Below are 20319 nucleotides of genomic sequence, written 5' to 3'. Positions count from 1 at the left end.
AAAGCTAATTGTCTTAGTCCGCATCGCCAGAGCGGCATATTACGTTAAATCTGCTCTAGTCTGCCATCTTTTAGCTTCAACACTTGATCGCACTGCTTGGCTAGGGCCAGATCATGAGTGACGAGTATAATAGTTACTCCTTCATCTTTACATAGTTGCTGTAGAAGGTGGAATATCTGGGTGCCAGTTTCGCTGTCGAGGTTGCCGGTTGGCTCGTCGGCTAGGATAACGCTCGGCTGATTAGCCAGCGCTCGGGCAATTGCGACACGCTGCTGCTGGCCACCTGACAATTTGGCAGGGTGACGTTTTTGCTGATCGGGAGTGATTCCGACTTGATGAAGTAGGTGTGTGGCTCGTGTCCGTCGCTCTCGGTAGTGGACGCCAGTGAATTCCATGGGCATCATTACGTTTTCGAGTGCGCTGAGATTCGGAATGAGGTAAAACGATTGGAAGATAAAGCCGATTTGCCTACCCCTGTACAACGTTAACTTTCGGTCATGGAGCCTTGTGATATTGCGATCGTCGATTACGATAGAGCCATCTGTCGCGGTATCCAGACCTCCGAGCAAACTCAACAGGGTACTCTTGCCGCTACCACTTTTACCTATGATAGCCGTAAATGAGCCCTCGGGTACTGTAAAGTTTATGTCATGAATTACCGGCAGTGTACCCGACGCGGTTTTAAATGTTTTCTCTAAGTGTGAAACGGTTATCATATTATGAATCTCCTCTCATAATTTGTGCAGGGCGTACTTTGGCGATGAGGAAAGCCGGTAGAATAGTGGCGATGAGTGCGATACCTAACGTAGCAAGCAGGCCGTAGATAATACTGTGCCAGTCAAGATAGGTAGTTATTTGCTCGGTCATTTGCCTGGCCATCTCTATTGGTTGTTCGTACACGGTCGAAGCGCCGCCAGGATTATTGGAACTTGTTTGTTTGATATTGTTCGATAGCAGCGCTCCGAGGATGCTATTACTGGCAAGGACAGCAAAGACAAGGCCGATAGCAGCACCAATGAGTGTCAGTACGGTGGATTCAATCATAAACTGGGCTACTATCTTCGTATTAGTGGCGCCGAGCGCTTTTAATACACCGATTTCCTTGGTACGCTCCCGTACTACCAGTAACATGGTGAGAAGTATGGTTAATGCGCCAGCTGCCAGGGCAACGACCAACGTAATGAGCGAAATACTGGCAACGCTTTCGAGGCCTGCGGCGACCTGCGCGGCATCCTGCTGCAGGACTTGAATGTCAACCTGGTTATGCAAAGTTGCTAAAGTGTCTGATTTAAGTTTTGCCAACACCTCGAGGGAGGTCGCAACCAGAACGACGACAGGCACCTGGTGCTTGTCTCCTTTGAGGGTTCGAACTGTTTCGAATGGCGCTAGTATGCGGTTATCACCAGTCGAGGTGCCGGTATCGAAAATGCCGGCTATTTTAAGTGTTTTGCCTGCGATCGTCAGCGTGTCCCCCGTGCTGAGTTTGTTTTTTGTGGCGAGCGCTTTGCCAATCATGATATCGTCCGGCTTATGCGGATTAAGCGATTGGCCTTCGACGGCCACAATTTTATTGCCTCGGGAATCAATATTGGTCGTTGTACCTTCTACGATAATTGCCGGAATAGAAGGCTTAAATGCTCCCTGCGGATCTGTTTTTAGCTGATCTTGACTGATAGTCGAGTGCAAGTTTGTCTTGGGGAGCGATGTAGCATTTTCCGAAGAGACAGGGAACGAGTTTTTATTCTTCTCGTCGTTTTCTTTTTTGATCTTCTCGTTAACTGCGGCCTCGTCCGGGTGCTGTACGGCCATCGTCGTAATCTTGACTACCTGGGAAACATTAGGTAGTTTGGCAAGCTTATCGGTGTCGCTGTCGGAGAGAGTTGCCGTTCCCTCTGCGGAACCAAGGGGTAGTACGAGTAGGCTGGCGCCAATATTTTCCCGTATTTTTTTGTCGTTGGCTTTTACTGTCTGATGAGCCAGGGCCATCGAGAAAGCCAACCCTAGACTAACGGCAATAATGACCGAAAAGCCGATTGTACGTAGAGTGTTACGAAAGGTATTTTTTATGCCGCGGGCAATGACGCTCATTAAATATCTCCTTATAAGTTATTTTCTATAACTAGAAAACCATTGCAGCGTGAACTTAAACTGAAGTTGCCCTTGGAAGGCGTACGGTAATTGTAGTTCCCCGGTCGCTTTTGGCATCGATAGTACCGCCGGCGGCATTGACGATGTTTTTAGCGACAGCCAATCCCAGCCCAAAGCCGGACTGACGGCCTGAACTACTTCCACGGTAAAATCGCTCAAAAATATGAGGAATATCTTTTGCGAGAATGCCTGGCCCACCGTCCTGTATGTCTAGCTCGTATACTTTACCCTTAGGCTGGCATGTAATCTGTACGGTGCTTTTTGGCGGGCTGTATTTACAGGCATTATCCAGAATAATAAGGAGAATTTCTGTCAGATCGCTAGTATGTATAGCTAGGCGTGCATCTTGTGCCGGTACTACGATATGTAGCTTGCGGCTTAGGATACCCGGCTGGAGCACTTTTTGGGCAGCAGTGAGTGCTTCTTGCAGACTGGCCTCTGTCTGTGGCTTGGGGCGTGTGACGGGCTCGGCCAGCTGTAGCAGCCGTTCTGTTAGCCGCTGTAAGCGGTCAACTTCTGCCAGGCTGCTGTCGATCATGGCATTCATTGCCTTTTTTGAACGCAAGTCGCTTTTTCGGGCAACCTGCAACTCGGCCTTGAGTGCCGTTAAGGGTGTGCGGAGTTCATGGCTGGCATCGGTAGCAAAATGGGCCTGTGCTTCGTAGCTTTTTTGAATTGGTTTTAACGTACGTCGGGCTAGTGCATAACTTGTCAACGTGCCAGCACCCAGCGTAAAAAGATTAAAAAACACCAAACTTTGCAATGTGCGATCCTTGCTGTTCTGAACAACGCCGACAGCAGGCCCTACTGATACGCTCTGAGACGCCACCCAAGTAACTTCGTTGCCGGCAACGCTGTACAGCCACACACTGGCTGTTAAGCTCAGCGTCATCAGAATAGTAACGTACAAGCACGTTAAGCGAACAGTCGCACTGCTGAAATGGGGCACTATAGATGCTCCAATTTATAGCCCAGCCCCTTGACCGTATGGATAAGCGGATACGAGAATGGACGGTCAATCTTTCGCCGGAGGGCTTTGATATGCACCTCCACATTATTGGCGATGATGACCGCGTCGTAGTCCCATATCCTGGCGATAATGGCTTCCTTGGATAGAATTTGTCCAGGATGCTGCATAAAGTATTCCAGTAAACTGAGTTCTTTTGCTGTGAGCGTAAGATGCTTGCCGCTACGGGTGACGGTCTTTCTGGTCATGTCGAGCATGAGTTCGTCGTAGGTAAGGACCACCGGGCGCACCTCCAGCGCTCGTCGGGATAGTGCGCGTACACGAGCAACGAGCTCATTAAAGTCAAAAGGCTTGGTCATGTAATCGTCAGCTCCGCAGTTGAGGCCATCGATTTTGTCTTGTGTTTTGCCGCGAGCCGTCAAGAGGAGAATAGGCGTTACATTGTTGCGGTTACGAAGCTCTTTGCATAATTCCGTACCCTCCATTGAGCCTGGCAGACGTCGATCGAGGATGAGTACCTGGTAGGTATTTTCGTCGATTAGCCGAAGTGCTTCATCCCCTGTGTCACAGACGTCGACCGCAAAGGCTTCCAAGGTAAGGCCACGTTTTATGAGATGGGCAATTTTTTGCTCATCTTCGACAACAAGGATTCGCATACTATGGTAGCTTAAGGCTTTTCTGGCGATTTTACAACGCCACTGTCGCCATCGCTGCCGTTGATCTCTGTGGAGTTAACCGGGCCTTTTGCGCCGTCCGGGAGTTTGTCTATATCGCCAGAGTTTCCACTCATGGGCGTTGCGGAAGTGTCGGTTTTGGGCAGTTCTGGCTTCCGCAGGCTAACGATTAGCCCGACACTTCCTATAAGTAGAGCTGCAATGGCTATGCCTAAAATTATAAAAAGCTTTTTGGAGCTAGATTTATCATGTTGTTGTTCCATGCCTTTAGATTACCTATGCAACCTGAAATTACCATGAAGCTACCTGAAAGCGAATTGTATGATGGAAAGTTGAGTCTCAGAATAGACATTACTATCAAAACTGCCTTTCGGTGCGTCGATTTATATATGAGTCAGCCTAAGATATAATTAGACTAGAGTCAGCTAAAATCTTGGGAGGAAGTTTTGCTTTATTTGGCGTTGCCGGAGCATTAGTGGCACGCTTTGCGGGCAAGTTAACCAACAAGGGTATTGCCAAAGGTGCTACCGGAGCATACTTGGCTATTATGCTCGTATCGTTTGGCCTTCTATGGATGGGCGCTCATAGCGTAGTTATGCTGGCAATCGGAGTAGTGCTGATGGATATGGCTTGCCAGGCCTTACATGTAACCAACCAAAGCCTGATATATTCTATCCGGCCCGAAATGCAAAGTCGGTTGGCAACTGTCTATATGACAAGCTTTATTTTGTCCGGTGCCGTAGGGACAGCTTTGGCCGCCCTAATGTATGGCCAGTATGGCTGGATGGGGGTTTGCATGGTGGGCGGAGGCGCAGCGTGCATTGGGCTGATGGGCTGGTTGCATGAACGCTACTTAACTTCAAATAAAGTTCGGTAGTTGTCCACGAACTCCTGCCAAGTGAAATAACAGAGGTAATTTTTTATATACGAGTAACGATAGACTCGGATTTTTTATTCTATCTCAGTTATTTGTCGATCGGCATGTAGAAGTCTTTGCGTTTGTCATAGCCACAATCACATTTCTTGATAATTCCTTTTTTTCCAGCTCGCACAAACGATTAGCGAGGACGTTGGCTGCAATTCTTTCTTCAGAAGTGAGAAATTCGTATCCATCCGTTTCATATTTTCAGAATAACATACTTGCATTATAAAAGTAAAGTTTGCTATAGTTGAACATACGTAACGAGATATAAGAATAAAAAAAAGGAGATCATTAGTATGATGCAAAAGATGGGCGCAGCCATAGCTGTATTTGTTATTCGTGTGCCAAAACAGCTAAAGATGTGGAGCTACAAAAAACAGCCAGTGAAGCTAGTTTATAATTATAAACGTACGCTTACTACGGAGGTTTTATGAAAAAGGAAAAACACAGCATCCTCGCCAAGCCGCAGAATCTGAAGACGTTCTATCACCTGCTCGCTAATACCCTTGTCGTTGGCGTGATGAATTTTACGGTATGGTTCGCGATCACGTTCTTTGTGTATTTGCAGACCAAGTCAGTTTTTGCGATAACCACCATTGCCGGGCTTTATCTGGTTCTGACATCTTTATCTGGATTTTGGTTCGGTAGTCTGGTTGATCATCACAAGAAAAAGACGATGATGCTGGTGTCGAGCTTTGGCTCACTCGTGCTCTATGCAATCTGCTTCGTGGTTTACCAGTTGGCACCGGATGGAGCATTCAAAGATCCAGCTAGTGTGACACTATGGTCCTTTGTGGTGCTGCTCATGATTGGAGTGATCATCGGGAACATTCGGACGATTGCCATGCCAACGCTTGTCACGATCCTGATTCCTGAGGACCGACGTGATAAAGCTAACGGACTGGTGGGAACTGTATCGGGTATTTCATTCCTAGTTACCTCGGTGATCAGCGGATTGCTAGTGGGTCATTCTGGGATGTTCCTTGTGCTCATTCTGGCGATGGGCATCACAGTCGTGGCGATCCTTCATCTTTGGTTTGTGAATGTTCCTGAAAAAGGCATCGTTCATACGGGGGATAAGCCAAAGAAAATAGACATCAGGGGTACAATCGCCGTGATTACTGCGATTCCTGGTCTTGTTGCTCTGATTATGTTCACGACATTCAATAATTTCTTAGGTGGTGTGTTCATGGCGTTGATGGATCCATACGGCTTGTCACTGGTTTCGGTGCAAGTTTGGGGGCTTTTATGGGGATTTTTGAGCTGCGGGTTAATCGTAGGTGGATTGCTAATCGCCAAAAAAGGTCTGGGCAAAAATCCGCTAAAGACCATGTTAGTCGCAAACATTATCATATGGATCGTCAGCAGCGTTTTTACTATTCAGGCATCGATTATCTTACTGACAGTCGGGATGTTGATTTATATGATCGTTATGCCATATATTGAAGCGTCGGAGCAAACGATTTTACAAAAAGTTGTGCCGTTTGAGCGCCAGGGACGTGTGTTTGGGTTTGCGCAGAGCGTCGAATTGGCTGCCGCGCCACTGACCGCCTTTTTGATTGGGCCGATCGCGCAGTTTATCTTTATTCCGTTTATGACAACCGGCGCTGGTGTCGACTTGATTGGCGGGTGGTTTGGGACAGGGCCCGACCGCGGGATAGCGCTCGTCTTTGTGTTGACGGGAATCATCGGACTTATCGTGACGTCAATTGCTCTGGGATCAAAGTATTACAGACAGCTCTCCGGACGCTACTTGACTCGCCCTGCGCCAGCTGAAGAAACAACTGTCTCTACGGCGGACTAGTACGCTATAATAGACCTAATATTTATCTACATGGTAAACAAACATATGGCTGTTGATGCACTTGTTGCGCCAGCCCTGATTATCGGGTATATCCTGACTCCCAAGGTCTGCCAAGCTTAGTAACAGATACAAAATGCCTCAAATATTGAGGCATTTTGTCTTGTTCTCGAACCTCTCCTCCATTCTACGAAAGAAGTTGACAAAGCGTATAAAGTAAACCAAAATGTATAATGTATCACGTGAATACACTACAACAATGACCTGTAAAGGCACTAATTACGATTGCGGCGCATCTTTTGAATCGGACGGTGACGACCATGCATCGAGAAATGGAGAGAAGTAATGAATGAGAACGAGATGACACTTCGTGTGACGTCCGCTGACGGTACGAAGATCGCCTACGACCGTAAAGGCACTGGCCCGGCGGTGATCCTCGTAGGCGGCACCCTAGACGACGGCGCTGAGAACGCGCCGCTAGCCAAGCTCCTTGCTAACGATTTCACGGTCTACAATTACGCACGACGCGGCCGGGGCGCCAGTGGCAATACACTGCCGTATGCCGTGGCGCGGGAGCTGGAGGACCTCGACGCGCTGATTGCGACAGCCGGCGGCTCAGCTCACGTGTACGGCTCCTCATCTGGCGGCGCCCTCGTGCTGGAGGCGGCAGCGGCAGGTTCGGCGATCGACAAGATCGCGGTGTGGGATACGCCGTACGTGATCGGGGACGACCAGTGGCCGAGGTTCAATCAGTACCTTGCGGACACCTACGAGGCATTCAAAGCCGGCCAGGACGAGAAGCTCCTGGAACTGTTTATGAAGCTTACCGGCGGATCCGACGCGGACATCGCGACTTACAAACAGCACCCGATGTGGGCCTCGTCCGTGGCGCTCGCCCACACGCTCGTCAAGGATGCTGAAGTCCTCAATGGCTACAAGATCCCCACGGACCGACTTGCCCGCATCACTCAGCCTGTCCTGGTGACCTCAGAGGGTTCGACCACGGATCCCCAGTTTGCAGGTCTCCCGTCCGATTTCTTCGAACGCGCCGCGAAAGCGATAACCGCTGCCATCCCTCAGGCCGAACGACACACGCTCGACGGGCAGGGGCACGTCGTCGCCCCCGAACACATAGTCCCTGTACTGAAGACGTTCTTCAACCAGTAACCCGTCGACTGATCAGGTCGCGACTGTGGGTCGCTTCGGAACGCAGGCTCACCGGCCACGTCAGCATCGGTCGGTGAGCGGCGACTCGAGGGTTCGACGACCATCACTTTGCCTGCGCAGTACATAAAACCAAGTTTCTAACTTCCGGCTAACAAGTATGAAGTTCTGGAGCAAGGGGTTCCAGCGCTGCCCGCACTCCCTGCCAAGCCAGGAATTATAAAATCAGAACTGTTATTCGGTTCTGATTTTTTGTTAGGCAATATAACTTCACGCATGATGCTCTGCCAAGAAATTATTCAATATCTACAGACTAAACTGTAGGTATCTTTGTTACAAAAAGTCAGTTAGGTTTTAGCCTCTGCTTAGGCCAATGTGTGTTCACATTGACAAAAAGTTGCTCCTTATACTATCATAAGGCCGTTCAGATAAGTATTGCTCTTAAGAAGAACATCGACAGGTGTCGCGGCATAGCCCGTCACCGCGTAGTGAGAGGACGCCACATGGCAGAGCTCGACCCCGCACAGGCTCAGGCTGCTGCGGAAAAGACAATGCAGGACGCCCAGGACGCCGCTGCGACCCAGGGCCAGGAGGCGCAGGACGAAGCGGAAGGAGCTGCGGAGGCCCCGTCGGCAACCGATGGCTCGGACAACGACAACGACTGGACGCATCCCGGAGGCTGGGGTGACGGTGTCGGCGATGACACCGGCGACTTCTTCGACAGCTGGGACTAGGAGGAGACATGTCGGAATCATTAAGTGCATCTGGCAGTGGCATGGGTGGTTGGATTGCCCGGCTGGTAAGCTGGGGGATCGCAAAGAAGCGCCCCAAAACCATCGCCGAAGCCGATGCTCTGGCAGGGCCGATGGTCAACCGCTGGGTCGCCGTCGCTGTCAGTGTCAGTTGGGTTCCTGGCAGCACTTTCGTGCTGGCAGGCGTGGACTTCAAGATTTTCCACGATCTGGCTAAGGTTTACGCCATTCCCGACTTCGACGTCGACGCCATGATGGTCGCCATCGGCGGATCCGTCGTCGGCCGAGGTGCGGCTGAGGCGGCCGGATGGGCTTTCGGCGTGGGATGGCTCACCAACCCGATCGTGGCAGGAGGCATCACTAAGGCACTCTCCGGCGCCATCATGGACTACATGAGAAGGGAATCTTCACTACCGGCAGCCTGACCCTGTCGATCGTGAGCCGGCGCGGGCCTTACCGCTCGTCGGCTCACGATCGCACCAAATAGTATTCAAATGAGAATTGGATAGTTGGCGTCAACCATAACCATAAGACTTTTTTGTTTGGTTTCATCAAGTCATGATGAATCAATTTCAATTGGCAATTTAGTATTTCTGGTTTGATATACTTAGCATATGAGTGAACATATGCACGAACGACCCGAGCCTGCGCATGAGCGTGATACTTTTCGCAAAGTCCTTCATGTACCCGTAGGTTACGGGCACGGAGAATACGACTCAGCCCTAGAGCAGGTGCAATTAGATATTTTTAGAGCGCATGGATACGATATTGTAGAAGACGATCCCTTTGATGCGGACAGCCCCATGGAGATGGGTATAGGTGTCCAGACCAATGTTAGAGATGGGTACGAACGTGACCAACGAATAGCCTACGAAGCTGGTGTTCGCATGCCAGAGTCTTTTGATGTTCGAGCTATGTTAGAGTATCCGGGCGCGGTTATTGCAAAACCATACGCATCTGATAGGGGCGATTTAAAATATTTGTTAGAGAGCCCAGAACAGAAACGACGCTTTGTGGCTTGGTTCATAGCCCAATCGAACTTAGATACTCTTTTTAAAGACGGTGACATTGATGACGACTTGGTACAGAACTTATTAACCCAAGTGGCAAACGGCGAGGTAGATCAGGAAAAGCTCGAGGGGTGGATATTTGAAGAGCAGATTATAACTCCCGGAACATACAATACCTCATTTCGTGTAGTAGTCGATGCGTTTGGCCGGGTACATTATAGTCAGGTAGCGCGATCGGCGGCGCCAAAAGGGGTTGATGCTGATCCGTCGATTACTCACACTACGCCGCTTCCTAGAAGCATGGGCGACATGTGGGGCGCAGACACGTCGATTTTACTGGCTCATCCAGATAGTCCATTTTATATTGCACCGAAACACATTACGTCTAATATATCGACTGGCGGAGTACGTCTCCGACTCAACGGCGTGTCGGCTGAGTCACCAGAAGATAGAACTGCGTTACAGGAGTTGGGTATTAACCCGGATGAGCCTCGATTGCCAGTAGCCCTTCACGATACGTCGAGTACAATTGGTAGGTTGTCGCGAGGAGAGTATCCATTTGTTGGAGTCGATTATTTAATAGATGAACGCACTGGAGAATATGTGATGCTCGAAATTAATACAGGACCACACCTAGATCCTCAGGCTTTAGGACTTGCACCTGATGCGGATGAAACTGCTTGCGAGATTGCCTTGCTTGAAAATATGTTAGCTCATTCTCCACTAAGATAAGCCAATGAGGAGAATATGTTAAACAGTACCCTCTAATATTGACAAAATAGTTAAAATATGATAATATGTATATGCAATCGCAGATTGCACCTAAATAATGACATGGAAGCCTTGGCCGGATTACCGGCATCTTAAGCAAGTAAGGTGCTTATAATTCGGCCAAGGCTACAGGATCCAAGGCTCGTGCTCAAGAATAGGAGACTGTGATGAGCACTTTGACCCGCACTGGCAAGCCCTGCGACGTGGAGATTCTTGACGGAATCGCGCGCAAGCTCATCGAGGAGCACGCGATCACGGCGAGCGACCTCGTCACGACGTGGCAAGGGCGAACCATTCCGGCCAACCGGGGTTGGGACGGAGAGGTGGAGCAGGCCGCTCTGGTGGAGGCAAGGATGTTGTCGGCCGAGATTCTCGGTCGCATCATCGTTGCCGTGCCTGACGCCTCGCTTTACTCGATCCACTGCGGTACCTGGCTCGGCAAGTACGAGTCCGGGCCCTCCCTGCTCCAGCAGATCGCGGCTACGGCTGTGGTCGTGCGGATCAGGGAGCTGGTGGGTATCGAGCGTCTGCTCTCGTCCTGATTCCATGTCCATCCCCGGTGCCCACGCCTTTGTGCGTGTGGTACCGGGCCTACCCTGAGTATTTAATATATATTGAATGTTCGGGATGGGTATCCTAGGAGCTCGGGAGTCAATAGGCCCCGAGCTCCTAGGATGGAAGTGCTAGTGAACAAGATTGAACTGATATCCTTCGTCGTTACTACTCTTCACGGTGCCGTCTTGGTCGATGGCGGCGAAGTAAACACTGATGAAGCAGTTTACTCGAAAGCTAGCCCGCACATTGTGCGTGGCCAACAGCCGCTGGAGCTCGTAGCGCAGACCATCGGCTACTTGCGCAGCCTGCTGGGGCGTGGCATCAGGCGTAAAGCGCAATGCCACCTCAAAGTCAGTGACGACATTGCGCGAAGCCTCAGAAAGCCATTGCAGTGCCTGGCAGTTGGGCAGATTTGCCTTTTGGAGCTGCTGGTCGAGCAAGTGTGCGAGGACGTCGTTTAGCAGCAAAAGGTTAACCTCTTTTTCCTCTTTGTCCCAATTCGGACGATAGGTAATCATGGCGAGCGCTTGCATTCCATCCTCCAACGAAGATGAGAGAGGTTTTTTGACAGTTCAGCTAGCAACGCTCCGGCGCCAACGCGGACAACTGGAGCACGAGTTATTATGACAGACGATGCACAGGCAAGCAATCCGAACCAGCCAACCCTAAGCTTTCAATGCTTAGGGTTGCGTTTTATGTTAGTTCTTATGTCGATGAAAAGGAAGCTTTACGACGCATGAGCTTCCATAGCCATATAGAGCCGATTATATGAAGAATGAGCATAATACAAAAACTAATCTGGACTGGTAATTCTAAAGACGATGCCGCGGTAATGATTACGCCAACAAGAAGCAAAACAGGAGATAGTAGAATAAGTAGTAGCGCGTAAAGATACTGCTTTAATGAGTCGATATATTTCAAAGAGAATGAGGCAATTATTGACTGAATGAGCAATTGCGCATAAAAAATGCGGGCAATCCAATATAATCAAATGGTCGATTGGCTATCCACACTTCATCGTATTCGAGGTGCTTTTCAAGCGTGATGGAAGATCCTGGTTTGAAAATAAGAAACTTCTCCCGGTATGAACTTACGTCGTCATTAATTGGAACCGTCCTTAAGGTAATCGATTTGCCCCAATCTCTATCGTTATCCTTGGTGTAGAGTGTTAGAGCGTGGGCTTCAATGTGATCAAGCATGTGTTCCCCCTTTCAATTCAGCGTAGTCAAAAAACTTGTATCTTCCAATGTTTTTCTCAAGATGCGAATATTCAGCAAAGAGCTCATTTATACGCGAATAGATTTTAAGGCAACCGTAAGACTTGCCAAGGTACTTGTATGATCGCGAACAACTAAAGTAAATGTCATTTTTGCCCTCCTTACTTTTGTCGAGCAGGAAACTGTAAAAGCCCGAGTTAAATTCTTTGATAACATTCGCGGTTTCTTCAGGTGTATCAGCAGTGATTTCAAGATTAGTATACGCATCTGGTTTGAACGTGCTCTTCAGCCCGAGGCGCGAAACTATTGGCTGACTGCGCGACCTCTGGGAGAACGAGCTATCGTTGGATATTTAGAGGCACGAAAACATGATAATGGGACGCAGGAACTTCGGAGTTTGCACATTGCAATTGGTCGACGTGGACTGGGTATTGGACAGGCCCTTTTAAGCGAGGCTCATACGGAGTGGTTCCACCCCAATCATCCTGTTGTTCTTGACGTTGCCGAATCTAACGTCGCCGGACAACGGTTCTATCGTCGTCCACCTAATAACTATGAACTCACCGGCCATACATTCAAGTACGGCCCAATTAGCATGGCGCAAATGGAGTGGCCTTCTGTAGTTCACGGCTAATCTTCTATGGTGGCTGGAGGCGTTGGTTAGCCTGCTTTATTTCGGTATACTAATAGAATGGGTATAGAGAAGAATGTGATACTTTCTGTTGATGCTGTCTCAAAAAAATATCGTCAAGGGCGTACAAGTATAACCGCGCTTCATGAGGTGTCTCTTTCGCTCTATAAAGGTGAACTGCTTGCCATAGTTGGTCCATCTGGCTCGGGCAAAACTACTCTCACGCATATTATTGGAGGGCTTGTCACTCCAAGTACAGGTGAGATTAGTGTTGGAAATACTCCCTTAAAAAAACGAAGCGACAAGCAAATGTCACGATATCGCAATGAAAGGATCGGCTTTGTATTTCAAAACTATAGCCTTATCCCCTATTATTCTGCCATTGAAAATGTCACGATGCCTCTGGTTGTTGCGGGTGTGGCATCTCATGAGCGCCGTGAACGGGCACAAAAATTACTTCGCGCCGTTGGACTCGAGAAACGTATGGATCAGCGAGCTGACACATTATCTGGAGGCGAACGGCAACGTGTCAGTATCGCACGCGCACTATCGCATAATCCGGATATTATTATTGCCGACGAACCTACGGGTAGCCTTGATTCCGCAAGAGGTAACGAAATCATGACTATACTTGAAAAGCTTTGTCGAGTCCAAGGAATTGCCGTTTTGATGGTGACGCATGATGTTGCATTGGCGCGCCGAGCAGACCGCACTATTTACATTCGTGATGGTCACATCGAGAAAGAGGAGCTACGATGAGACTGACGGATTATTTTATAATTGCCGGAAAAGATATACGTCGCCAAGCACTTAGGTCGCTCTTAACTATCTTGGCACTTATTATTAGCACAGTTATTCTTGTAACGATGGCAGCACTCAGTATCGGTGGTCGCCAAGCGATTACTGATCAATTTGGTTCCAGCGATGCCCTTACAGCTATTACGGTAACACCTAGCCAAAATAGCCAAGCGCTCAGTCCTTTCGGAGGTGTCCAGGAAGTAAACCACCTTACCGAAAAGCTCACAGACCAAACGGCGGAAAGCCTCTCTAAGTTACCCCATGTCACATCTGTTTCAGCAAGGGCCAATATATGGGAGTTTCATCATTTTGCTGTTGCAAATAGTGATAAGCAGTTTGTAGCTCAAGCTCAAGGAATCGGTAGTGATGCGCCTTTGAAGCTCGCCGCGGGTACATTATTTGAATCGAACGATCAAAAAAATGTTGTTATTTTAGGCGCGGCATACGTATCACAACTCGGCGGCACTCCAAGCTCATATATAGGTAAGCAGATTCAAATCACAACTCAGAAAGGCTACCGCGGAGAAGGCGCCAGTATTCCGCCCGCGGCTGCCTCCAAGCAGATAAGTGATACTTTTAATCAAACAGTAACAACACTTTCCGCAACAATCATCGGAGTCACAGATAAAGGGCCCGACCAAAGTAGTCTCTTTATTCCGATGGGTTGGGCGCACGCTATTCGAACGTCACAGTACAACGAGGGCGCTGATATAAAAAAGATTGATCAGCTTGCTAGCGATGGTTACACGGCCATACGGCTTTCTGTTGATGATACGGCTAATGTAAAGTCGGTATCGAGTGCGCTTCAAGCGCAAGGATATGGTCAAATTTCAACATTGGCCCAGGTTGAGCAATTACAGCAATTTTCAACCACGATGTGGGTTATACTGGGTGCCGTAGCAGCAATCGCAATCGTTGCTGCGGCGCTTGGCGTTGCCAATACTATGCTCATGACTGTGTCTGAGCAGCGTTATATGGTTGGGGTGTGGCGTGCTGTCGGTGCGCGTAAGAAGATGGTTACTCGGCTCTTTCTTATCCAGGCGAGCCTTCTCGGAATGATAGGAGGAGCTATAGGAGTCGGACTGAGCTTTGTAACGACGTTCTATGTCAATATGTACGTAAGCTCTCTCCTCACTTCTCAAGGGCTTGCGCTTACCAATATTGCGCAAATTCCATGGTGGCTGGCAGGGGGCGCACTATTGATAACTATTGTATTTGCTACGCTAGCCGGATTATATCCGGCATACAGAGCTGCCAATGTGGATCCATCGGCCGCTCTTAACAGTACTCAGTAAGAAAGTGCCCCGCCAACCTTATCTGGATATGAGAAAAGGTTGGCGGGGTTATTGTAATTACTCCTGGTGACCATGAATTTTGCTACCGGGTATAGCAATGAGGAGGGAGTCTCCAGGCAGGCGATCTAGCTCTTAAGCTCGCTCAACAGTGCTAGCAGGGCTCGGAATTGGCCCGCATCCCGGCAGGTGCGAGCTACTAATTCCGTGAGATAGGGATTGTTGCTCATGAACCTATCTAATTCGGGCTGCGTAATTACACTACTTGTAAAGCTTGCAAGCGCAACTTGATGACCTCGTTGATCTAGGTAGCCAAGCGCTTGCTGTGCCACGATGGCGAGCAACGTGATTTCCCGCGCGTAGTTTCGGCGCCACTCCCGCTCGGCCTGCTTAACTTCTTGCGGGTTGTTGATTGTGTAGTCCGGTGGTTCCTCTCCGAAAGCTTGCCGAAACGAGTATATTAAGCTCGCCCGGGCGATTTCTCTATATAGTGCACGAATGTCCGCGGGTAATTCAGAAGTCATGTCTGCCACTCTCTACGGGAATAGTTACATGGGTATTATAGTATCTTTTTCCGTTCTAGTGGAGCCTACTTGCGATTCGCCATCAGCGCGAGGTAAACGCTAAATAATGCAGGTATCGCAATAATGATCGTTGAAAGAATAGTTTGGTTAAATGCAAACGCAACCGCTAATATCCCTATTCCAAACCCAATCTCCCCTTTATTAGCCCAAAGAGCTTCAAAACGGCCAAGATGATTATGATCTTTGGGCGTCACAAGGAAGATTGATTTTCCAAAGGCCGACTTAAGCGATGCACGAAGGCTTGTAAATAGCATCGAACCGTAGAGTAAAATCGTGTGTAGCAGATACCAAACAAGACGGATTGGATGGATCTTACGTCCGTAGAAGATGATATCGTTAAGCATCGGCGCAATGAGAAACATAATTGTGGGGATCAGGAGCCACGCTGGATACTCCAATTTGTAATGCAGCCATGGTAGCAATATGACATTTATAACGATGTAAAGTGCAAAAAAGGCAGAAAGTGGCAGGCTGTAGGTAAATAAGATGATATCGAGCTTTTCAAACCATGTCATTTTTGATCTGAAGATACGCCAAGTGTACTTTTTGATGAACTCCATGTTGCCCTGGGTCCACTTTGAATGACGTTTCTTGAACGCCAGATAGCTAATAGGATATTCTTCTTCGCAAATAATATCCGGCGCAAATGCTACGTAGTAACCTTTGTTACGGGCCTCGATACTCATACATAAATCTTCGGCTACTAGGTGCGGGAATCCCCCGGCAGCCTCATAACACTCCCGGCTAATGGTTGCTCCGTGGCCAAGCAGCGAGAGAAAGCCATGGTAATGCTTTACGGTTTGATATGTCGGCCAATGCGAGTCGACACCAATCGCAAATAGTTTCATGAATTTATTACGGTTTCGTGTTGCAACATGATTTGCCTGAACGATACCTGCGTTTGGGTAGTGAGCAAAGTAATCTAAACTTCTCGTAACAAAATTATTTGGGATAACTTCATCACTATCAAGAATGACAAAAAAGTCAAAGTCGGCTTTTTGGAGATAGTTATTTAAGTTGCCTGCCTTAAATCCAATATTGTTATCTCGTCTAATTACCTCTATATCTTTTTTGCTTGCAAAACTATCAATTTCTTGAATATAGTCGGGGTCGGTCGAATCATCCAAAATAACATAGGATGTGTTTGGATAATCCTGATGCATACAGGCCGCGAGACTTTCCTTATTAAAATCGTTGTAGGTACAGTACACGGCGACAACTTTCTTGTCAGCCGTGTTGCCGTTTTTTATGCGCCACTCCCCATCTGCGGGTAATCCGAACTTCTTTCGTTTGACAAAATAATATGCTGTATAGATAAGGTCCTTCATGCCATTTAGCCAAAAATAAATAATGAAGGCTGTGCTTAGGCTTACAAGTCCGAGTACGAGTTGCCCCTTTGTTTCTGAGTTTTTAATGACATCTATGAACGGAACAAACGTGAGTGCGGTTAAGCCAAGCCAGCATAAAATGATGATCACGTATAATGATGCAGATTTTTTCATTCATCTCCTTTACATATGTGCTACGTTTACCGTCAGGCAGCTTAGCACACGGAAAAAAGACGAAAATATGAATTATTTCACGTTTGTCGAATAATATGTTGTTCATAACCATCGTCGAGCAGATGATTCAACTTATCTGTTAGGACGACATAGTTGCGATTTTTTTGGAAGATAACTTCCCTGGAAGCAAGTTTTTTCAATTCTACGCTGATTGTTTCGCGTGTAAGGCCTGTAAAATTAGCAACATCTTGCTGCGTAAGCGGCAGCGGAATTTCGACGATGTCTTTTTGTAAGTCGCGTCCAAAACAAAGGGCGAGATAATGCATCGTGTGGAGTACTTTATCTGAAGCTTTGGATTGGCCGAGCGCATTGATCCGCAGTTGACTATGGACTGTATCCCGTACACAGCGGTTAAGGATATGGAGCATCGCTTCAGGATTGGCCTGAATATATGCGACGAGTTCGTCCTTGGGTACCGAATACACTTCACAGTCGCTCAGCGCCTCGTAGTAATATTGGGCGCGACGAATCTTATTAAAAATCCATCCTAATGGAAATAGCTCGTTTTTTGTTGTAAAGCCGATTGGTTTTTCTTCTCCCTTGGAAGTTAAGTTATATGTTTTGACGACTCCCTTTTTTACAACGAGGGCGCACGATGGTTCGCTGTCTTGTTGCAATATAACCTCGCCTTTTTCGTAATGCTCGGTACTATATTTACTTAAAAAATGATGCAAAATATTCATGAGTTACTCCTTTATTAAGTCATAACCGCTCCCCTCATTATAGTTGCCATTCGTGTATGGTCCAAAATTAAATCCTGTAAAAAACACACCAGCTTGTGTTTAAAATACTTAAAAAATGCGAGACAATAGAGAAAAGATTATTGGAGGACAAAAAATGAACGCAGAACAAACCCCGGAACAGCAAGCTCTTAACTCGCTCGTCGGCAAGTGGACGACAGAAGCGAAGATGATAGGCGCAGATACAGAGACAAAGGTAACCGGAACGGATGAGTTTCGCTGGTTCCCGGGTGGCAATTTTCTACAGCATCGTGTTGACTTGTATGTAGGAACTGAAAAAGCCGATATCCTCGACATGATCGGAGCTTATGATAAAGAAAGCGGCTCGTACCCGCTTCATTCATTCGACAACACGGGTGGATATGTAAAATTGGCGCTAAGCATTGATGAAGATGGCATTGTTACTATTGGAGATGGAAAGGCGTTTCGGTCGGTACTTACTCCGGCGTACGATGGCAGTACCATCGCAACTCGTGGCGAAAAGCTTGAAGATGGGAAGTGGGTTACATTTATGGAAGGAACCCTCACCAGGAGTGAAGACAAGCTCTAGTAGTTGACCCAAGAACATAAAAGTACTATTATTTTAGGAATAGCAATTTCATGATATTGTATCGAACTGCATGGCAGAGCTTCCTAAAATACCTCAAAATTCAGAATATGACCCCTACCCACAGCCGGCCAGCGAGGCTGACCTTGAAAGTGTTCGAAAAAAAGAAAGCCTAAGCTACGCTCAAGACGAGGAGCATCGTAGAGCGCTCTATTCAAGGCGTAGTTTTTTGCGTACTGCCGGTAAGGTTGGTGTATATTCTGCTTTTGTGGCTGCGGGCGGCATGGAGGTGCTCCGCATCGATACAAGCTATGGCGAAACGCTTCATCATGGAAATGAGATGAAACTAGAGCAGATCGCCGCTGCCCACAAAGGCAAAGAGCATGCCGCAACGATCTTCCTTCCTGGCTTTAATGTCATTAGCTCTGTTCCGGCCGCACAAGCCTTGGCGTCAGTCGCAGCCGAACAAGGCAATGTGACAGGCTTTACACATGCGGCGAGCCGCTTCTCCATCGACACGCTAGAAGCGCATATTCGTGCATACATCAGTGAAAATGGCATCACATCAGTCACGCTACTTGGAAGCAGCTTAGGCGGCCTTATGGCAGTGGACTTAGCTGGAAAAATTAAGGAAGTTGATATGGTCATCGCGGATAGCAGCCCGGCTGATCCAAGTGACGCCCGGCAACTACCTCAGCATTTTATGAAATCGGTTACAGAGGGGGCTTCATGGGCGCTCGACACACTACAGCTAAGTGGTGGCCCCGGTACTCGTACGGTAACGGAATTTGTAAAGCGGCTCCACGATGGCGATAAAAGTGCGATCGCATGTTTAAAAGAAGCACTGTCACTTGATTATGCCTCTTCGTGCTCCAATGCTCTTGCGCTTGATCTTTACCTATTCTTACTTACGCATAACATCGAGGCAAACACCGGCCGACTTGGAAGTGTCGACATGGCATATATGGGCACTAATGATCCACGCAAGGATATTGTTGTCGATCAAGAGAGCTCAGCAAATAAATATGCACGGTTGGCGCGCGAACAAGGTAATTTCTTTGTTAAGGTAACGAGCCGCGATACAGCCCACACGGATATAGAATCTCACCCCGATGCGTATAAAAAGATGTATACCGATCTTCAAGCCAAATTAGCAACGCACCGAAAGCTAAAAAAGTTAGAAAGCCAGCAGTCGTTGATGGTTCGCCATCCTATTTAAGCCGCTTGCCCAAAGCGTTTTAAGGCTCGCTCGTGCGCTTTTCGTGCCTCCTCTTCTCTGTTATGGGTTCTGCGCTGGTTTTTAGTGAGTCAACTAGATTACGGACGATTTCGGATATCGCTTCGATGGATTCGTTAAAAGTAGCTTCGTTTACCTCCGACGGCTTCTGAAACCCAGATACTTTACGCACGAATTGCAACGCTGCATCATGGATTTCTTGGTTTGTCGCTGGTGGATCATAATTGAATAGTGGTTTAATATTGCGGCACATATACTCTCCTTTTTACCTAAGAATAGTATAATTGAGTCATGAATATAACAAAAATCGTCGTTATTACGGGAGCTTCTCGTGGCTTGGGGCTTGTAACGGCAAACGCATTCGCCAGCGAAGGCTGGAAGGTAGTAGGCACGGGGACTTCGCCGCGTCCTAGCGAGTTGCCAGAGGCTGTCGAGTATCATCAGTTCGATGCGAGCAACGCTGTGGATTGTCAGGCATTTTGGGCCATTGTAAAAGCAAGCGCCCCTAAAGCATCGATAACTCTTATTAATAACGCGGGTGGGTATATCAGTGGAAAGTTTCAAGAACTTGAGCCAGAGGTATATCAAAAGCAGATGAACGCAAACTTTTTTGCTGCTGTATACATGACGCACGCGCTAACGAAAATTGTTGAATCTGCACGAATCATAAACATTATTTCAACCGCCGCACATGTGTCCGCTTCACATAGTGCTGCCTACGGTGCCTCAAAAGCGGCAGAAAAATACTTTTTTCAAACACTCCAAAAGGAATTGAAATCAAGCGCATTCAAAATAACAAATATCTACCCCGACGCAATAGCGACCCACGGGGGTGATTCAAGGGCTATGAGCCCCGAAGACCTTGCCTATTTTGTTCGTAGCGCTGCGGAATTTAAGGGTACGTACTATATTCGTGATATAACTCTCGCTACAAGCATGTAAACAGA

25 protein-coding genes are annotated in these 20319 nt (G+C 47.9%); 13 read left to right on the top strand and 12 right to left on the bottom strand.

What is annotated here, in order from left to right; genetic code table 11:
* Positions 1-44 precede the first annotated feature (44 nt).
* The 5 genes from VFH06_04185 to VFH06_04165 are packed head-to-tail and all read right to left on the bottom strand — an operon-like array spanning position 45 to position 4052.
* The gene (locus VFH06_04185; protein ID HET6747277.1) at positions 45-716 is read right to left on the bottom strand and encodes an ABC transporter ATP-binding protein; all 672 of its coding nucleotides are present in this window, start codon (positions 714-716) and stop codon (positions 45-47) included.
* A gap of 1 nt (position 717) precedes the next feature.
* Positions 718-2088: an FtsX-like permease family protein gene (locus VFH06_04180; GenBank protein HET6747276.1), complete on the bottom strand. Its 1371-nt coding sequence runs from the start codon at positions 2086-2088 to the stop codon at positions 718-720.
* Positions 2089-2143: 55 nt separating this feature from the next.
* A complete protein-coding gene (locus VFH06_04175) occupies positions 2144-3040 on the bottom strand; it encodes a HAMP domain-containing sensor histidine kinase (protein HET6747275.1) in 897 nt (298 codons plus the stop codon).
* Between the two features lie 56 nt (positions 3041-3096).
* Positions 3097-3771, bottom strand: a complete 675-nt coding sequence (locus tag VFH06_04170; GenBank protein ID HET6747274.1) for a response regulator transcription factor — start codon at positions 3769-3771, stop codon at positions 3097-3099.
* Positions 3772-3782: 11 nt separating this feature from the next.
* Entirely contained in the window at positions 3783-4052 is a 270-nt protein-coding gene (locus VFH06_04165) for a hypothetical protein (protein HET6747273.1), read from the bottom strand.
* A gap of 170 nt (positions 4053-4222) precedes the next feature.
* Here VFH06_04165 and VFH06_04160 point away from each other — a divergent pair, with 170 nt between their 5' ends.
* The 7 genes from VFH06_04160 to VFH06_04130 all read left to right on the top strand — a co-directional run bounded on the left by VFH06_04160 (position 4223) and on the right by VFH06_04130 (position 10170).
* On the top strand, positions 4223-4666 hold the full coding sequence (locus tag VFH06_04160) for a hypothetical protein (GenBank protein ID HET6747272.1): 444 nt from the start codon (positions 4223-4225) through the stop codon (positions 4664-4666).
* Between the two features lie 341 nt (positions 4667-5007).
* Entirely contained in the window at positions 5008-5145 is a 138-nt protein-coding gene (locus VFH06_04155; protein ID HET6747271.1) for a hypothetical protein, read from the top strand.
* A complete protein-coding gene (locus VFH06_04150; protein HET6747270.1) occupies positions 5142-6515 on the top strand; it encodes an MFS transporter in 1374 nt (457 codons plus the stop codon). The genes VFH06_04155 and VFH06_04150 overlap by 4 nt, the downstream gene beginning before the upstream one ends.
* A 342-nt stretch (positions 6516-6857) precedes the next feature.
* Positions 6858-7679, top strand: coding sequence for an alpha/beta hydrolase (locus VFH06_04145; GenBank protein HET6747269.1), 822 nt, complete (start codon positions 6858-6860; stop codon positions 7677-7679).
* 500 nt (positions 7680-8179) lie between these two features.
* The gene (locus VFH06_04140; protein HET6747268.1) at positions 8180-8410 is read left to right on the top strand and encodes a hypothetical protein; all 231 of its coding nucleotides are present in this window, start codon (positions 8180-8182) and stop codon (positions 8408-8410) included.
* Between the two features lie 8 nt (positions 8411-8418).
* Positions 8419-8853, top strand: a complete 435-nt coding sequence (locus tag VFH06_04135) for a hypothetical protein (GenBank protein HET6747267.1) — start codon at positions 8419-8421, stop codon at positions 8851-8853.
* 189 nt (positions 8854-9042) lie between these two features.
* The gene (locus tag VFH06_04130; protein ID HET6747266.1) at positions 9043-10170 is read left to right on the top strand and encodes a hypothetical protein; all 1128 of its coding nucleotides are present in this window, start codon (positions 9043-9045) and stop codon (positions 10168-10170) included.
* Positions 10171-10301: 131 nt separating this feature from the next.
* Here VFH06_04130 and VFH06_04125 read toward each other — a convergent pair whose 3' ends face one another.
* From VFH06_04125 to VFH06_04115, 3 genes are all read right to left on the bottom strand, one after another.
* Positions 10302-10757 carry a hypothetical protein gene (locus tag VFH06_04125; protein ID HET6747265.1) on the bottom strand — a complete coding sequence of 152 codons (456 nt, stop codon included), beginning with the start codon at positions 10755-10757 and terminating at the stop codon, positions 10302-10304.
* 135 nt (positions 10758-10892) lie between these two features.
* Positions 10893-11297, bottom strand: coding sequence for a hypothetical protein (locus tag VFH06_04120; protein HET6747264.1), 405 nt, complete (start codon positions 11295-11297; stop codon positions 10893-10895).
* A gap of 402 nt (positions 11298-11699) precedes the next feature.
* Positions 11700-11963 carry a hypothetical protein gene (locus tag VFH06_04115; protein HET6747263.1) on the bottom strand — a complete coding sequence of 88 codons (264 nt, stop codon included), beginning with the start codon at positions 11961-11963 and terminating at the stop codon, positions 11700-11702.
* Positions 11964-12129: 166 nt separating this feature from the next.
* Between VFH06_04115 and VFH06_04110 the strand changes: the two genes are divergently transcribed.
* Genes VFH06_04110 through VFH06_04100 form a run of 3 tightly spaced genes read left to right on the top strand, consistent with a single transcriptional unit; the run spans position 12130 to position 14705 of the window.
* The gene (locus tag VFH06_04110; GenBank protein ID HET6747262.1) at positions 12130-12615 is read left to right on the top strand and encodes a GNAT family N-acetyltransferase; all 486 of its coding nucleotides are present in this window, start codon (positions 12130-12132) and stop codon (positions 12613-12615) included.
* A gap of 57 nt (positions 12616-12672) precedes the next feature.
* Positions 12673-13371 (top strand): ABC transporter ATP-binding protein, encoded by a 699-nt coding sequence (locus VFH06_04105; GenBank protein ID HET6747261.1) that lies wholly within the window; start codon positions 12673-12675, stop codon positions 13369-13371.
* On the top strand, positions 13368-14705 hold the full coding sequence (locus VFH06_04100) for an ABC transporter permease (protein ID HET6747260.1): 1338 nt from the start codon (positions 13368-13370) through the stop codon (positions 14703-14705). Before VFH06_04105 ends, VFH06_04100 begins: the two co-directional genes overlap by 4 nt.
* Before the next feature lie 125 nt (positions 14706-14830).
* Here the strand turns inward: VFH06_04100 and VFH06_04095 are convergent, their stop codons facing one another.
* The 3 genes from VFH06_04095 to VFH06_04085 form a co-directional block, all read right to left on the bottom strand.
* On the bottom strand, positions 14831-15226 hold the full coding sequence (locus VFH06_04095) for a hypothetical protein (GenBank protein ID HET6747259.1): 396 nt from the start codon (positions 15224-15226) through the stop codon (positions 14831-14833).
* Positions 15227-15291: 65 nt separating this feature from the next.
* The gene (locus VFH06_04090) at positions 15292-16788 is read right to left on the bottom strand and encodes a glycosyltransferase family 2 protein (GenBank protein ID HET6747258.1); all 1497 of its coding nucleotides are present in this window, start codon (positions 16786-16788) and stop codon (positions 15292-15294) included.
* 77 nt (positions 16789-16865) lie between these two features.
* Positions 16866-17531 carry a Crp/Fnr family transcriptional regulator gene (locus VFH06_04085; GenBank protein ID HET6747257.1) on the bottom strand — a complete coding sequence of 222 codons (666 nt, stop codon included), beginning with the start codon at positions 17529-17531 and terminating at the stop codon, positions 16866-16868.
* Between the two features lie 115 nt (positions 17532-17646).
* Between VFH06_04085 and VFH06_04080 the strand changes: the two genes are divergently transcribed.
* Positions 17647-18138 carry a DUF1579 family protein gene (locus VFH06_04080; GenBank protein ID HET6747256.1) on the top strand — a complete coding sequence of 164 codons (492 nt, stop codon included), beginning with the start codon at positions 17647-17649 and terminating at the stop codon, positions 18136-18138.
* Positions 18139-18208: 70 nt separating this feature from the next.
* Positions 18209-19354, top strand: coding sequence for an alpha/beta hydrolase (locus VFH06_04075; protein ID HET6747255.1), 1146 nt, complete (start codon positions 18209-18211; stop codon positions 19352-19354).
* Positions 19355-19373: 19 nt separating this feature from the next.
* Here VFH06_04075 and VFH06_04070 read toward each other — a convergent pair whose 3' ends face one another.
* Positions 19374-19625 carry a DUF2277 domain-containing protein gene (locus VFH06_04070; protein ID HET6747254.1) on the bottom strand — a complete coding sequence of 84 codons (252 nt, stop codon included), beginning with the start codon at positions 19623-19625 and terminating at the stop codon, positions 19374-19376.
* Between the two features lie 38 nt (positions 19626-19663).
* Between VFH06_04070 and VFH06_04065 the strand changes: the two genes are divergently transcribed.
* The gene (locus VFH06_04065; protein HET6747253.1) at positions 19664-20314 is read left to right on the top strand and encodes an SDR family NAD(P)-dependent oxidoreductase; all 651 of its coding nucleotides are present in this window, start codon (positions 19664-19666) and stop codon (positions 20312-20314) included.
* Positions 20315-20319: the final 5 nt, after the last annotated feature.

It is taken from the genome of Candidatus Saccharimonadales bacterium (genome assembly GCA_035697325.1).
Classification (GTDB): domain Bacteria; phylum Patescibacteriota; class Saccharimonadia; order Saccharimonadales; family Saccharimonadaceae; genus JALRBM01.
This window is presented reverse-complemented; position numbering and strand designations above follow the sequence as displayed.